Source organism: Thermoflexus sp. (genome assembly GCF_042408815.1).
Taxonomy (GTDB): domain Bacteria; phylum Chloroflexota; class Anaerolineae; order Thermoflexales; family Thermoflexaceae; genus Thermoflexus.
Genome location: NZ_JBHOQR010000030.1, coordinates 1 through 14,887, shown reverse-complemented (window position 1 = coordinate 14,887; position 14,887 = coordinate 1). Strand labels below are relative to the sequence as shown.

Here is a 14,887-nt window from a genome sequence, read left to right as displayed (position 1 = left end):
TCGGACTACAATGGTCCTAACCTCACGGATGAGAGGTTCCATGCGTCGAGTTCTCCCTTATGGTCTTTGGCCCAGCCCGCTCGCCCCGGAGCGCATGGCCGCGGTGCTCCGCCTCACCGATGTCCAATGGGATCGCTCGGGCCACACCCGGATTTGGCGGGAGGAACGCTCCGGCCGCGGCGTCCTGGTCGCCCAGGAGAATGAAGGTCCGTCCCGAGAGCTCACGGAGATCGAATCGGCACGGGCCCGCATCGGATATGGCGGCGGTGATTTCACCACCGGAGACGGCTTCGTGATCTACGTCGGGGAGGACGGCCGGCTCTATCGGCTCCCGCTGGCCCATGGGCTTCCCCGACCCATCACCCCACCCTTCGGGAACGCCGCCTCGCCGGCCCTCTCCCCCGATGGACGCTGGGTCCTCTATGTGTACTCGGACGGCAAGACCGACCTCCTGGCCCTGGTGGACGTCGAAGGACGCCGATGGCCGCAAAAGGCCGCCGAGGGTGCGGATTTCTATATGCAACCCACCTGGCACCCCACCCGGCCTCTCATCGCCTGGGTGGAATGGGATCATCCCAATATGCCCTGGGATGGAGCCCGCCTGGGTCTGGCCCATCTGGAGGGTGATCCCCCCCGTCCCTCCCGGATCGAGGTGGTCGCCGGCGACGCCCACACACCGGTCTTCCAGCCCGCTTTCTCCCCGGACGGCCGTTTCCTGAGCTACATCCTCACCGACGGGGAATGGGATGCACTGGTGGTGATGAACCTGGAGACCGGGGCCCGGCGGATCTTGGTGGAGGGGACCACCCTGGCGCCGCCCGCTTGGGTCCAGGGGTTGCGGGTTTACGGATGGAGCCCGCGGGGGGATCGAATCTTCTACCGCCGCCAAGAGGAGGCCTTCGCCTTGCTGGAGGCCGTGGATCTGGACGGAAGGATCACCCGCTTAGATCTCAACCCCTACACCTGGTTTGAGCAACTCGCCGTGGCCCCCGACCGGGAAGCCCTGGCTATGATCGCCTCTTCCCCCATCCTCCCGCCCCGCGTGGTCACCTGGGAGCACGGCAGGCTCCGCGTCCACCGGTTCGCCAGCGCGGAGCGGATCCCGCCGGAGGCGCTCTCCTTCCCTCAAACCATCCAGTGGCGGGCGCCCGATGGGACGACAGTCCACGGCCTGTATTACCCGCCGGCCTCTACCGAGGCCATCAGAACCGGCCTGCCCCCGGCCCTCATCAGCATCCACGGCGGCCCCACCTCCCAGCGGGTGATGAACTACAACCCGGACGCCCAGTTCTTCGCCACGCGGGGCTTCGCCTATCTGGAGGTGAACTACCGGGGCAGCACCGGCTACGGCCGTGGGTATCGGGATGCCTTGAAAGGACAGTGGGGGCTGCTGGACGTCGAGGACGCCGTGGGCGGAGCCCAGGCGCTGGTGGAGCGGAGGCTGGCAGATCCTCGGCGCCTGGTGATCATGGGCGGCAGCGCCGGCGGCTATACCGTGCTCAACACCCTAATCCGCTATCCTGGCTTCTTTCGGGCCGGCATCTGCCTCTTCGGCGTCGCCAACCTATTCACCCTGGCGGCGGAGACCCATAAATTCGAAGCCCACTACTTGGACTCCTTGGTCGGACCCCTGCCCGAGGCCGCCGAGCGCTATCGGGAGCGATCTCCCATCTTCCACGTCGATCGGATCCAGGATCCGGTAGCGATCTTCCAGGGGGCGGAGGATCGAGTGGTGCCGCCCCACCAGGCCGAGGCTATCGCCGAGGCGCTGCGCCGGCGGGGCATTCCCCATCTTTACCGCCTGTATCCCGGGGAAGGGCATGGCTGGCGCCGCGCGGAGACGATCACCGCCTTCTATCAGGAGGTTCTGGATTTCCTCCGCCAGTATGTGCTGTTCGCATAAAGAGGACAGCAACTTCATCCGGTCGAAGTGGAAGCCATACGAGATGCGCCGAAGGAATTCGGCCTCAAAAGGCCATCGGCCAGCGGCCGGCAGGAGCGTCGAATGAATTCAACCTCCTGAGGCCTCCGGCCGCTGGCCGGCCAAAAGAGGTCTCCGCGTTGGCGCAGGCCGACGCGGGGCGCGGAAGCGCTCAACACGGCCGGTTTCCAATCGGCGCAAGGGGCTAACGCGTGGCGCAGAGCAAGAAACCGCCCCGGGATGCCTCTCGCTCACGGCTGCACGGTCAGGGTGCCCACCATCCCACCTTCCCGGTGGCCGGGCACCGTGCACACATATTGATAGGTCCCCGGCTTCTCCGGCACCTTCAGGGAAATGTTCACCTTCTGGCCTGGCTGGATCCCGTCCTTCTCGAAGAGCACCGTTTTCCCATCCGCATCATAGAGGACAAAATTGTGCTCCAGGGAACCCCGATTATCCAGGGTGATCTGCAGGGTCTGGCCCGGCTTTGCCGTTAGCGTGTTCGGCTTGAAATACAAGTCGCCCATCTCGACCGTGAGGGTCGCCCCCCCGCCGCCGGTCCCGCCGCCGCCGCACGCCCCCAGCAACAGGCCCACGATGGCCCATGCCGCGACAAGATAGAGTGTCCGTCGCATCGCTTCGCCTCCTGAAGCCTGGAAGATTTAACCGCTCTTCATCCTAATCCTCAAACGCCGGGCCGTCCACACGCAGCGCATGAAATCTGGAGCCTCTAATCGAAAAAGCGACCGCGGATGCGGCTCTATCGCTTCGTCTTCCACTGCTCCAGGAAGGCCGCCGGATCCACACCGGTTCCATAGGGAAAACACGCTCACCCCCTCAGAATTTGTCGCTCGGGCTTACAATGGATAACCAGAAGATCCAAGAGCATCCTCCGGGAAGGTCTACCGCGAAGCGACGCGTGGGCCTGCCCCTCAGGCTGGGCCCGAACGGGGCGTCGACCGGAGGCGCTCCATGGGGAGGGTCGCTGGGGGAGCTGACTCCATGATGGGAGGTGAAAGCGATGAGCGCGGAGACCCCTATGCTCGCCCAGTATCGCCGGATCAAGGCCCGCTTCCCCGATGCCATTGTGATGTTCCGGCTGGGCGATTTTTACGAGATGTTTGAGGAAGACGCAAAGATCGCCGCCTGCGAACTGGAACTGGCTCTGACCTCCCGCTCGTTCTCAAAGGACGTGCGCCTCCCCATGGCCGGGGTGCCGGCGAACCATGTCACCTCCTACATCGGCAAGCTCATCGCCAAGGGCTACAAGGTCGCCGTCGTCGAGCAGCTGGAGGATCCCAAGAAGGTCCGGCGGCTGGTGAAGCGGGACGTGGTGCGGGTGATCACCCCCGGCACCGTTGTGGAGGAGGCCCTGCTCCGCGACCGGCTGGAGAACTACCTGGCCGCCATCGCCCCATCCCCAGATGGTCGGGCCTTCGGCCTGGCGGCGATGGATCTTTCCACCGGCGAGTTCTTCACCACTCAGCTGGAGGGCGCGGAGGCGGAATCCCTCCTGCTGGAGGAGCTGGCCCGCCTGAACCCGGCCGAGCTCGTGCTCCCGGAATCCCGCGCCCGCGATGAGGCGTGGGTATCCCGACTGAAAGGAGAACGCACAGTCCGTATCTCCCCAATCCCCGATGCCGCCTTCGATCCGGACCAGGCGCGCCGATCTCTGCTGGAGCACTTCCGGGTCCCCTCCCTCCAGCCCTATGGATGCGAGGGATGGCCCTGGGCGATCGCTGCGGCCGGCGCGGCCCTCCACTACGTGAAGATCTCCCAGATTTCGGATCTCCGCCATCTGCGTCATCTCAGCACCTATCATCGCGATGCCTATATGGGGCTCGACCCCATCACCCGTCGCAACCTGGAGCTCACGGAGACCATCCGGGAACGCCGGATCGAGGGGAGCCTATTCTCGGTGCTCAACCACACGGTGACAGCCATGGGGGCGCGTCTGCTGCGCCGCTGGCTCCTCCAGCCCCTTGTGGATATCCAGGCCATCCAGATGCGGCTCGATGCGGTGGAGGAGCTGGTGCGCGATGGATTGCTCCGGCAGGATCTGCGACGGCTGCTGGACGGACTTTACGATGTGGAGCGACTGGTGGGCCGCATCGGCTTCGGCAACGCCAATGCCCGCGATCTGGTCGCCCTCAAGCGGACGCTGCAGCGCATCCCCCAGATCCGCAGCCGGCTACTGGGGGTTCAGGCCGCCCGGCTCCAAGCCCTGCGGGACGAGCTGGATCCGTGTGTTGAGGTGGTTTCGTTGATCGACCGGGCCATTGTGGAGGATCCGCCGATCCTGCTCCGGGAAGGGGGGCTGATCAAACCGGGCTACCACGAGGAGCTCGACCGGCTGCGCCGGGCCGAGGAAGAGGGCCGTCGCTGGCTGGCCGAACTGGAGCAGCGAGAGCGGGCCCGCACCGGCATCGATACCCTGCGGGTCCGATATAACGAGGTCTTCGGCTTCTTCATCGAGGTCCCTCGCTCCAAAGCAAACCAGGTTCCTCCTGATTACGAACGCCGAGCGACCATCACCCACGCGGAACGATTCGTCACGCCGGCGCTCAAAGCGCGGGAAACCGAGATCTTGGCCACCCAGGAGCGGATCGAGGATTTGGAATACGAGCTCTTCGTGGAAGTCCGGGGGAAGGTGGCCGAGCATATCGAGCGGCTCCAGGGGGTCGCCCGCCGGCTGGCGGAGCTGGACGTCTATCAGGCGCTGGCCGAGGCCGCCGCCCGCTACGGCTACACACGGCCCATGGTGGAGGACAGCGATCGAATCGAGATCCGGGAGGGCCGTCATCCCATGGTGGAACGCTATCTTCCCCCCGGCGAGCCCTTCGTCCCCAACGATGCGGAACTCAACCCTTCGCGCCGCCTGATCATCCTGACGGGCCCCAACCTGAGCGGCAAGTCGGTCTACATCCGCCAGGTCGCCCTGATCACCCTGATGGCCCAGATGGGCTCCTTCGTGCCGGCCCAGTCCGCCCGCATCGGAGTGGTGGACCGACTGTTCGCCCGCGTGGGGGCCAGCGATGACATCACCGCAGGGATCTCCACGTTTATGGCGGAGATGCTGGAGACCGCCTATATCCTTCATCACGCGACGCCCCGTTCCCTGGTGATCCTGGATGAGGTGGGACGGGGGACCAGCACCTACGATGGGATGAGCCTGGCCTGGGCGGTGGCCGAAGCGTTGCACGATGAGATTCAGGCCCGCACCCTCTTCGCCACCCACTATCTGGAGCTCACTCGCTTAGCCGACCATCTGGAGGGAGCCGTCAATATGACGATGGCGGTGAAGGAAGTGGGAGATCAGGTGGTGTTCCTGCGACGGGTGGTGCCGGGGGCGGCCGATAAATCCTATGGGATCCACGTCGCGCAGCTGGCTGGCCTGCCTGAACGGGTGATCCGGCGAGCCCGCCAGGTGCTGGAGGAGCTGGAGGGGAAGCGAGGGGAACGCGATCCGCTCGCGCCCCACCGGGAGCGCCCCCCAGCCCTCCCGAAGGAGTTCGAAGAGATCCGGCACCTCTTGCACGAGCTCCTCGGACTGGATCTCGTGAACATGACCCCGCTGCAGGCCCTGCTGACCCTGAATGACCTCCAGGGACGATTGCGCCAGCTCGTGCGGAACGGCTGATCGTTCTCCGGGAACCTGGGGGAGGACGGGCCGGATTGGAGTTGGAGGTTGGTGGAGGCGGCCCGCCCCGCCCCTGGATTTCTTCTTTCCCACAACCTAAAGGGCCGTGAGGGGGTGAGCGCGCCCATCGCTAAAGCTTGTCCAAAGAGATGGCTTCCAGAGCCTCCAGCCCCGGGATCTCCATCCAATAGCGCTGCAGGGCGCGGGCCAGAAGGAGCATGCCCTCGATCTGCCGGCGGCTCTCCAGATCCAGCTGAGCTTCCCGCTCCCGGTAGAGAACCCCCCACCCGATCCTCCGCCGCGCGGCCTCCTGGAGGATCCCCTCAAATGTATGACAGGCTTCAGGGGGAAGTATCCCCTTCAGCCAGGCCACCGCCCATGCCGCCTCCTCCGGGTCCGGTTGAATCCGAACCGCGGGCCCGCTCTCCACCCGGAAGCCGGCCACACAGCGCTGCCAGCCCCGCGCCGCCACATAGGCTTCGATGACATCCAGATCCAGATCCCGCGCCAGTAAATGGACGTCCTCCCCATCTAGGGTGATCCCCTCCACATCGGCCCGGGGCTCCTCATATCCGAAGCGAACCAGCCACAGGGTAGCCCATGGTTCCCGGACCCTTAGGCCGCGCTCGGTCAGGATCTGTCGGGGAATCACGCGATGAGGCCGAGTCCACTCCGGGAAGGCGAAAGCGATCTCCGCCACGCCGGCTATGAGGATCTCCATCCCCCGGCGTCGGAGAGCTGCCTCGAGATCCTTCAGATGAAAGGGCGGGGCGGTTCCCCAGAGGAAAACACGCCCCGCATGGCAGGTCACCACTGTAGGGAGCTGAAGCATCGCCTCAGGCGGGCTGCAGTGCAGCCATCGTATTGCGGATCAGTTGAACCGAGCGCTCCAGCATGGCCCGCTCCTCATCGTTGAGCGGCAGCTCGATGATCTGCTCCACACCCTTACGGCCAAGCTTCACAGGGACACCGAAACAGATATCGTGGAGACCATACTCGCCCTGGAGGTAAACCGAACAGGGGACGATCAGCTTCTGATCCTTGAGGATGGCCTCCACCATCTGGGCCACAGCCGCGCCCGGCGCGTAGTAGGCGCTCCCCGTCTTGAGGAGGCTGACGATCTCCCCCCCGCCCTTGCGCGTGCGGTCCACGATCGCGTCGATCTTCTCTTTAGGCAACAGCATGGAGATGGGAATGCCGGCCACCGTGGTGAACCGTACCATCGGCACCATCTCATCCCCATGCCCGCCCAGCACCATCGCCTGGATGTTCTCTACCGCTACCTCCAGCTCCATAGCGATGAAGGCCCGCATGCGAGCGCTGTCCAGGATCCCCGCCTGCCCGATCACCCGCTCCCGGGGAAGGCCAGAGAGTTTATAGGCCAGGTAGGTCATCGTATCCAGGGGATTGGTCACCACAATGTAAATCGCGTTCGGTGAGAGAGGGACCGCCTTGTTGATGACATCGCGGATGATATTGGCGTTGACATTAACCAGATCCTCCCGGCTCATCCCGGGCTTGCGGGGCACCCCCGCGGTGATGACCACGATGTCCGAGTTCGCCGTGGGCTCATAATCCGTGGTCCCGACGAGACGAGTGTTGTAACCCATAATGGGACCCGCTTGCATGAGATCGAGGGCCTTCCCTTTTGGCATGCCTTCGGTCTGAGGGATATCCACCAGCACGATATCGCCGAGCTCCCGCTCGGCCAGCCAGTGGGCAGCCGTGGCGCCCACGTTCCCCGCACCCACGATCGTGATCTTCGCACGCATGGGAAACTCCTTCCCGAATTGTAAAATCCTTCACAGAAATTATAGTCCCATCCCAACGCGGGGGTGTGCCGCTTTGAGCCGCCCCCCTTTTATGGGTGCGACTTTGCCACGCGAAAATGTGGGGGATGCCGGGGATGGCCTCCCCTCCTCGGGACTCGGCCGGCGCCGCCAGGCTTCGATCGGGGAAATCGATGGCCCGCCATCCGCTTCGAAAGCCCCGGATGGGGAACGATCGAACCCAGCAACGCATACCCTGGGTGGTTACGATGCGTCCTCCCGATAGATTTCGAGGGGAGAAAGGCGAGCCATCCAGGCGATGCGCCAGGCCAGGAAGAGGGCGCCGACGCTGAGGAGGGCAGCCATCGCCAACCAGAGCAGCTCCCCGGAACGCAAATAGGCCCCCACGGCATTGGCGATCAGCACGTGGATCAGGCGAGCCAGCGTGCTCACGGTGAAAGCGGGGATCAGGGGAAGGGGGGAAAGGCCGATCGCCCAGGCGAGGAGGTCGTCGGGAGTGAATGGCAGCAGGAAGACTACAACCACCATGGGCAGCCCATAGCGCTGAATCCAGCGCTCCATCCGGGCCAGGCGCTCCTGGGGAAGGAAGGCGATCAGCAGGGGGCGGCCCAGGGCACGAGCCAGCGCCATCGCGAAGCCATTGCCCAGGCTCACGCCCAGCCATGTGAGCAAAGAACCCCACCACGGCCCGAACCAGTAGCCGCTGATCCATCCCAGCAAGGCGCCGGGGAGCGGGGCTATGATCACCTGGATCGCGTTCAACACGACCAGCGTGATTGCACCAGCCGTCCGATGGGCGGCCAGCCATGACTCGATGCGCTCCCGCTCCGTTAGAAACGGCCACAGGTAAGGGAAGGCGAGGAGGCCAGCGCCCATGAGCGTTAGCAAAACGGCCGCGCGAATCACCAGCCCTCGTGGAAGCCCTTCCGGTTTCCCCTCGCCCATGGCAGCGGTCTCAATCCGTAGAGGGAAGCGATCGAACAGCCCATCCGGATTCCCGATGTTTCTCCAGAAGGCTTTAGGGGCAGCTGCCCTGGGTGGCCAGCCCCGTCAGGGAATCCGCCATTGAGAAAAACGTCGGGGGCAGCCGAAGCTACCCCCGACGTGTCGGGACGGGCGGATTTGAACCGCCGACCCCTGCAACCCCATTGCAGTGCGCTAACCTGGCTGCGCCACGTCCCGCTGCAATTTTTATTATAATCCGGCCCCCCGGATTCAGCAAGGCCTGCATTGGTTGATCTGGAGAGGAGATCGGACACCGCCTGGACCGAGGGCTGGAAGCCGGCCCCGGACCCGCCGGATAGGCCGCCAGCATACCCGGTCACCGCTCAAGCTCGCCCCGAAGCCGGTCCAGAACCCCGGGTCAGCCTTGCGCCGTTTTCCCGAGCGTGGATAAATTTCATCCCGCCTTCAACCCTTCGTGGATTTCGCGAGGAGTCGGGAGGTGAGCGGATGACCCGGCCAGACCATGCGCTCCGGGGGAAGCCGATCCAGACCCGTCTCCGGGAAGGGAACCGCGCCGCTGAAATACAGCACGTCGGCTTCCCCATCGTAACGATAGCGCCGCTTCACCCAGTGCGGGCCGACCCGCATCACCACATCGAACCAGACCAGGCCGTTCTGGAGATCGAAGATCTCATCCAGGACCCATGACGGGGAATCCGGCGGCAGGGTCGGCTGGAGACGCTGCATGGCTCGTTCCCACAAGCGCTGACGCTGCGCCTCCGGCGTCAGCGCCTCATCCGGATCGCTCGCAGGGCGGCGTTTCCAGAATCCCATGGCGTCTTCCTCCGCGGCAAGCGGGATTCAGGGGGCCGGGCTTTCCTCGACCAGGCGCTCGGTGACGCCGAGGATATGATAGCCAGCGTCGACGAAGATCACCTCGCCGGTGATGGCCGCCGCCCGGTCGCTGCACAGCCATGCGGCCAGCGCGCCCACATCCTCGATGGTCACGTTGCGGCGCAGGGGGACGATCTCCCGGAATAGACTGTAGAGGGAGCGGAACCCCGGGATGCCGGTCGCCGCCAGGGTGCGGATCGGGCCGGCCGAGATGGCGTTGACCCGAATGCCCCGGGGCCCCAGGTCATAGGCCAGGTAGCGGACCGAGGCCTCCAGGGCGGCTTTGGCCACGCCCATTACATTGTAGTGGGGGACCACTTTCTCCGAGCCGTAGTAAGTCATGGTGAGCAGTGCGCCGCCGTTTTTCATCAGAGGGGCCGCTTCCCGAGCCAGGGCCGTGAAGGAATACACACTCACGTCCATCGCGACCCGGAACCCTTCGCGGGAAGTCAGATAATACGGGCCGCTCAGCTCCTCCCGCTTCGCGAAAGCGACTGCATGGACCAGGATGTCCAGCCGATCGTAAGTCTGACGGTATTTCTCGAAGAGGGCGGCGATCTGCTCGTCATCGCTCAGATCACACGGTTCGATGAACGTCGCCCCCACGCTCTCCGCCAGGGGGCGAACCCGCCGCTCCAGGGCCGGGCCCGCATAGGAGAAGGCCAGGGTGGCCCCCTCCCCATGCATGGCCTTGGCGATGCCCCAGGCAATGGAGTGATCGTTCGCCACCCCGAAGATCAGCGCGATCTTTCCGTCCAGCAGTCCCATCGATGCCTCCATCTATAGTGAGGATGACCGGCTGGATTGGATTTACGCCATCAGGCCATGGTCTGGGAGGCCTGGAGGTCCTCGTTACATTTAGACTCGAAGCGCCCTCTCACGGAAGGCGGATATTGTCCGTGGGTGATTTTGTGACGGATCCCTCGGGCCTGCAAGCGAGCTCGATCCTCCAGGACATCATCGAGGCGTCCGCCTCAGGCCCTGGGGATGCCAGGACGCGAGCCGGCCCCTTCCAGACCGAGGTGGATCTCTCCTGCCCTTGCCGTTCCATGTTGCCCAGAGTTAAAATGAAAATAGAAGCGGGATCAATGGGGAACCCTCTCCGCATAACCGGGACCTTTATGGTTGATGTTCCTATGGCTCCTCCTGGAGTGCGGAGGGGAGGCGAGAAGCGGTTCATAGACCCAGGCGGGTAGACGGCAGGTGGAGGAGAACACGCCCCCCTCAGGAGGCCGGGATGCCAGACAGGCTTCAACGCCTGCAGGAGGCCCTTCAGGCTCACGTGCGCCCGGCCACCTTCCCGGTGGCGATTCGCATGATCGCCCCAGGGGAGCCATGGCCGGAGAAAACCCGCTTTCCCAAACGGGATTTCGGACAACAGATTGCCATCTGTCAGGGCTTCGCCATCGCCCGCCACTACGGATGGGTCATCGGGATGCGAGGGGAGGATCTCTCCTGCCCCCTCGCGAAAGTGGTGTGGGGCTTCGAGCCCATGCTGGACTACTACCTCAACGGTATGACATGCGCTGGGATGTATACGGAGACCCCTGCCGCCGGGGCGGTGAGCGAAGCTCAGGTCGATAAATGGGAATACCGTCAATGGGAAGGCGTCGTCGCCGCTCCCCTCCACCGAACCTCCTTCGAGCCCCACGTCATCCTCATTTACGGGAACTCCGCACAGGTGATGCGCTTGGTGGTGGCCCGTCTCTGGAAGACCGGAGGGCGTCTGACCTCCTCCTTCTCCGGGCGCATCGATTGCGCCGACGCGGTAATCACCACGATGAAGACCGATGAATGCCAGGTCATCCTCCCCTGCTACGGCGATCGGGTGTTCGGCCAGGCCCAGGACGATGAGATGGCTTTCACCATCCCGAACAGCAAAATCGAGTGGATCATCGAGGGACTGGAGGGCACCCACAAGGGCGGCATCCGTTACCCCATCCCCAAATTCCTCCGCTACACCGGGATCTACCCCGATCATTATATGGAAATGGAGCGCCAGTGGAAGGAAGGAAAGGAAACCACCACGCCGGATTGAACCCCTGCTCAGGAGGCAGCGATGGCGGTCGAGGTGAAAGAGCTCCTTCCGATCACCCAGCGGCACGAAGAGCTGGGCCTGTCCGACGAAACGGTCCTCCAGATGTATTACCATCTTCTCCTCTCCCGCCGGCTGGATGAGCGCTGCTGGGTCCTCCAGCGCCAGGGCCGCGTTCCGTTCCACATCTCCGGCATCGCCCACGAGGGCATCGGCGTCGGGGCGGCTTACGCGCTGCGCAAAGGCTTCGACATCGTGCACCCTTACTATCGGGACCTCGCGCTCTCCATTGCCATGGGGATGAAGCCGGTGGAGTTCATGCTCGCCCTCTATGGGAAGAAAGGCGACCCCCATAGCGCCGCCCGTCAGATGCCCTCCCACTTCAGCCTCCGCCGCCTGAACATCATTTCCGGTTCCAGCCCCGTGGCCACCCAACTCCCCCAAGCCGCCGGCATTGCCCTCGCGGAGGTCCTCAAACAAAAGCTCCGCCCCCAGCTGGAGGCCGCCGGGTTCCGGGTGAGCCAGGAGATGCGCGTGGTCCTCACCTCCACCGGCGAGGGCAGCACCAGCGAGGGCGACTTCCACGAGGCGTTGAACTGGGCCGGCATCTACAAGCTCCCCCTTATCGTCCTGGTCCACAACAACCAGTATGCGATCTCCGTTCCCGTCTGGAAGCAGATGGCCGTCAAACGGGTGGCCGATCGGGCGGCCGCCTACGGCATCCAGGGGGCTGTCTGCGATGGCGGCAATGTCCTGGAGGTCTACCAGGTGGTGAAGGAAGCAGTGGATCGGGCGCGGGCGGGGGAGGGGACGACCCTGATCGAAGCGGTGACCTATCGGTGGACCCCTCATTCGTCGGATGACGATGATCGGACCTACCGGACGCGGGAGGAGGTGGAGCAGGGCAAGCGGCGGGATCCGCTGCCCCGCCTGCGGGATTATCTCTACCAGCGAAGCCTCCTCACCCAGCGGCTCGAGGACGAGCTGGAGGAGCAGGTGCGGGCCGAGGTGGATGAGGCCCAGCGGCAGGCCGAGGAGGCTCCCTATCCGGCTCCGGAGGAGGCCTTGGCTCCGGTCTTCGCCACCGAAGATCGCTCCGGATGGTGGGGGGAATAGCCTGTCTCCGGCGGGCACCCACACGCCCTCCACCCCTTCGGACGGCACGATCGCCGCTTCCCTTTACCGGAAGGGGCTTGAAACCCGGAGGCCGGCTCCGCGACGGCATGTTCCGAACGAACGTTTGGAGGGAGGATCCATGCCGGAGAAAACGCTGATCGAGGCGATCCGCGAGGCGATCGATGAGGAGATGGCCCGGGACCCGCGGGTCTTCGTGGTCGGGGAAGATGTGGGTCCGAGGGGCGGGGTGTTCCGGGCCACCATGGGCCTGTGGCAGAAATACGGAGAGTGGCGCGTCATCGACTCCCCGCTGGCGGAGCTCTCCATCGTGGCCATTGGCATCGGGGCGGCCCTCAACGGCTTCCGCCCCATCTGTGAGATCCAGTTCGCCGACTTCATCCATCCCGCCTTCAATCAGATCGTCAACGAGGCCGCCCGCTTCTTTTACCGCTCCGGAGGCGTCTATAACGTCCCCATGGTCATCCGGGCTCCCTACGGGGGCGGGATCAGTGGCGGCCTTTACCACAGCCAGAGCGTGGAGGCCTTCTTCGCCCACGTCCCCGGCCTGAAGGTGGTCATCCCTTCCAACCCCTACGACGCCAAGGGGCTTCTTAAGGCAGCCATCCGCGACCCCAATCCGGTGCTCTTCTTCGAGCCGAAGAAGGGCTACCGGCTGATCAAAGGGGAAGTCCCCGATGGGGACTATATCGTCCCCATCGGCCCGGCGAAGGTGACCCGGGAGGGGAGCGACCTCACGGTCTTCGCTTATGGGATGATGCATTACTATGCCCTGCAGGCGGCCGAGATGGTGGCGAAGGAGGGGATCGATGTGGAGGTGGTAGATCTGCGGACCCTGGCCCCGGTGGACAAGGCGACGATCCTCCATTCGGTGAAGAAGACCGGGAAGGCGCTCATTGTCTATGAGGACAACTTGACCCTGGGCTACGGGGCGGAGGTGGCCGCCATTTTGGCCGAGGAGGGGTTTGAATACCTGGACGGCCCGGTGATGCGGCTGGCGGGGCCCGATGTGCCGGGAGTGCCCTTCAGCCCGCCGATGCAGGATTTCTTTATGCCCAGCCCACAGAAAATCGCCGAGGCCATCCGGCGGCTGGCCCGATACTGAGAGATCCCGTTCCCCAGAAATCACCCTTGCGCGAAGGAGACCTTCCGATGCCAACCCAGGTGATCATGCCTCAGCTGGGCGAGAGCGTGGTGGAGGGGAAGATCCTCCGCTGGCTGAAACGGGAAGGGGAGCCGGTCCGTCAGTTCGAGCCCCTGCTGGAGGTGGAGACCGAGAAAGTCACCACGGAGGTGACGGCGCCGGCCGATGGCGTGCTGCTCAAGATCTATTTCCCCGAAGGGGTCACCGTGCGGGCGGGGACTTTGATCGCGATGGTGGGGCAGCCGGGGGAGCCGGTTCCCGAACGGCCCTATCGGGTGGGGCACGGTGGGGAGATCGAGCCGCTGGAGGAGGCCCCTGGGGTTGCGCCCGCGGGGTCACCGCCCCCGCCAGCCCCGGCGCCCGCGCCGGCGGCCCGTCGGGAGGGCGGCCCGCGCATCTCTCCGGTGGTGGCGAAGATAGCTGCCGAATACGGCATCGATCTCTCCCAGGTGCCGGGGACCGGGGAGGGCGGACGGGTCACTAAAAAGGATCTGCTGGCTTACATTGAGCGGATGAAGCTCCAGCCGGTGGGCGCTCCGGCAGCAGCCCGGGAGACGGAACTGCCACCCTGGGAGCAACCGGGGACCGGAGAGCTCTTCCGGCCCACGGAGGAGGTGTTGCAGGCAGCTCCGACGCCGGCCGTGGCCCCGGCGCCGGCGGCTCCCCCTCCGCCGCCCCCACCCACGGCCCCGACCATGCCTTACGAAGTGGTTCCCCTCACCTCCATGCGTCGGGCCATCGCCGAGCACATGGTCCGCTCCAAGCATACTTCGCCCCATGTGACTACCGTTTTCGAGGTCGACATGAGCCGGGTGATGGCCCACTACGAGGCGAACCGGGCGGCTTTCGAGCGGGAAGGCGTCCGGCTGACGCTGACGCCATATTTCATCATGGCCGCCGTGGCGGCCCTCAAGGCCTATCCGATCCTGAACAGCACATGGACCGAGGAAGGGATCCGGGTTTACAAGGTCTATCACATCGGGGTCGCCGTCTCCCTGGGGGAGGAGGGGCTCATCGTCCCGGTGATCAAGAACGCGGACACCTACAGTCTGGTCGGGCTGGCCCGGGCAGTCAACGACCTGGCGGAACGGGCCCGCCGGCGGCAGCTGAAGCCCGAGGATGTCCAGGGGGGCACGTTCACCGTCACCAACCACGGCGTCTCGGGCAGCCTGTTCGCCACGCCCATCATCCACCAGCCCCAGTGCGCCATCATGGGCGTCGGCCGAGTCCACAAGCGCCCGGTCGTTCTGGAGACCCCCCAGGGGGATGTGCTGGCCATTCGCCCCATGGTCTACCTCACCCTGACCTTCGACCATCGTATCATCGACGGCGCCCAGGCGGACGCCTTCATGAGCAAGGTGAAAGCAGTGCTGGAGAACTGGAC

12 protein-coding genes and 1 tRNA gene are annotated in these 14,887 nt (G+C 64.8%); 6 read left to right on the top strand and 7 right to left on the bottom strand.

Translation table 11 applies throughout. The annotated features are described in order from the left end of the window. Positions 1 to 40: 40 nt before the first annotated feature. Positions 41 to 1,903 carry a prolyl oligopeptidase family serine peptidase gene (locus ACFMO3_RS10770; protein WP_376790411.1) on the top strand — a complete coding sequence of 621 codons (1,863 nt, stop codon included), beginning with the start codon at positions 41 to 43 and terminating at the stop codon, positions 1,901 to 1,903. A gap of 269 nt (positions 1,904 to 2,172) precedes the next feature. Here ACFMO3_RS10770 and ACFMO3_RS10765 read toward each other — a convergent pair whose 3' ends face one another. After that, complete coding sequence (locus ACFMO3_RS10765) at positions 2,173 to 2,556, bottom strand: cupredoxin domain-containing protein (RefSeq protein WP_376790410.1); 384 nt, start codon at positions 2,554 to 2,556, stop codon at positions 2,173 to 2,175. A gap of 386 nt (positions 2,557 to 2,942) precedes the next feature. Here ACFMO3_RS10765 and mutS point away from each other — a divergent pair, with 386 nt between their 5' ends. After that, positions 2,943 to 5,561: a DNA mismatch repair protein MutS gene (gene mutS / locus ACFMO3_RS10760; protein WP_376790409.1), complete on the top strand. Its 2,619-nt coding sequence runs from the start codon at positions 2,943 to 2,945 to the stop codon at positions 5,559 to 5,561. A 130-nt stretch (positions 5,562 to 5,691) separates the two neighbouring features. On the opposite strand, the gene ACFMO3_RS10755 is transcribed toward mutS, so the two are convergent. From ACFMO3_RS10755 to ACFMO3_RS10730, 6 genes are all read right to left on the bottom strand, one after another. Continuing rightward, complete coding sequence (locus tag ACFMO3_RS10755; protein ID WP_376790408.1) at positions 5,692 to 6,393, bottom strand: hypothetical protein; 702 nt, start codon at positions 6,391 to 6,393, stop codon at positions 5,692 to 5,694. Positions 6,394 to 6,397: 4 nt separating this feature from the next. Beyond that, positions 6,398 to 7,333, bottom strand: coding sequence for a malate dehydrogenase (gene mdh / locus ACFMO3_RS10750; protein ID WP_376790407.1), 936 nt, complete (start codon positions 7,331 to 7,333; stop codon positions 6,398 to 6,400). 261 nt (positions 7,334 to 7,594) lie between these two features. After that, on the bottom strand, positions 7,595 to 8,296 hold the full coding sequence (locus tag ACFMO3_RS10745) for a TVP38/TMEM64 family protein (RefSeq protein WP_376790406.1): 702 nt from the start codon (positions 8,294 to 8,296) through the stop codon (positions 7,595 to 7,597). 162 nt (positions 8,297 to 8,458) lie between these two features. Then, positions 8,459 to 8,533, bottom strand: a tRNA-Pro gene (locus tag ACFMO3_RS10740). 228 nt (positions 8,534 to 8,761) lie between these two features. Next, the gene (locus tag ACFMO3_RS10735; RefSeq protein ID WP_376790405.1) at positions 8,762 to 9,130 is read right to left on the bottom strand and encodes a hypothetical protein; all 369 of its coding nucleotides are present in this window, start codon (positions 9,128 to 9,130) and stop codon (positions 8,762 to 8,764) included. Positions 9,131 to 9,157: 27 nt separating this feature from the next. Further along, a complete protein-coding gene (locus ACFMO3_RS10730; protein ID WP_376790404.1) occupies positions 9,158 to 9,958 on the bottom strand; it encodes an enoyl-ACP reductase in 801 nt (266 codons plus the stop codon). A gap of 469 nt (positions 9,959 to 10,427) precedes the next feature. On the opposite strand from ACFMO3_RS10730, the gene ACFMO3_RS10725 reads away from it, so the two are divergent. The 4 genes from ACFMO3_RS10725 to ACFMO3_RS10710 form a co-directional block, all read left to right on the top strand. Next, complete coding sequence (locus ACFMO3_RS10725) at positions 10,428 to 11,228, top strand: DUF169 domain-containing protein (RefSeq protein WP_376790403.1); 801 nt, start codon at positions 10,428 to 10,430, stop codon at positions 11,226 to 11,228. A 21-nt stretch (positions 11,229 to 11,249) separates the two neighbouring features. Next, positions 11,250 to 12,341 carry a thiamine pyrophosphate-dependent dehydrogenase E1 component subunit alpha gene (locus tag ACFMO3_RS10720; RefSeq protein WP_376790402.1) on the top strand — a complete coding sequence of 364 codons (1,092 nt, stop codon included), beginning with the start codon at positions 11,250 to 11,252 and terminating at the stop codon, positions 12,339 to 12,341. 139 nt (positions 12,342 to 12,480) lie between these two features. Further along, on the top strand, positions 12,481 to 13,464 hold the full coding sequence (locus tag ACFMO3_RS10715) for an alpha-ketoacid dehydrogenase subunit beta (RefSeq protein ID WP_376790401.1): 984 nt from the start codon (positions 12,481 to 12,483) through the stop codon (positions 13,462 to 13,464). Between the two features lie 47 nt (positions 13,465 to 13,511). Beyond that, positions 13,512 to 14,887 (top strand): dihydrolipoamide acetyltransferase family protein (locus tag ACFMO3_RS10710; protein WP_376790400.1); only part of this gene is annotated, 1,376 nt, incomplete at its 3' end.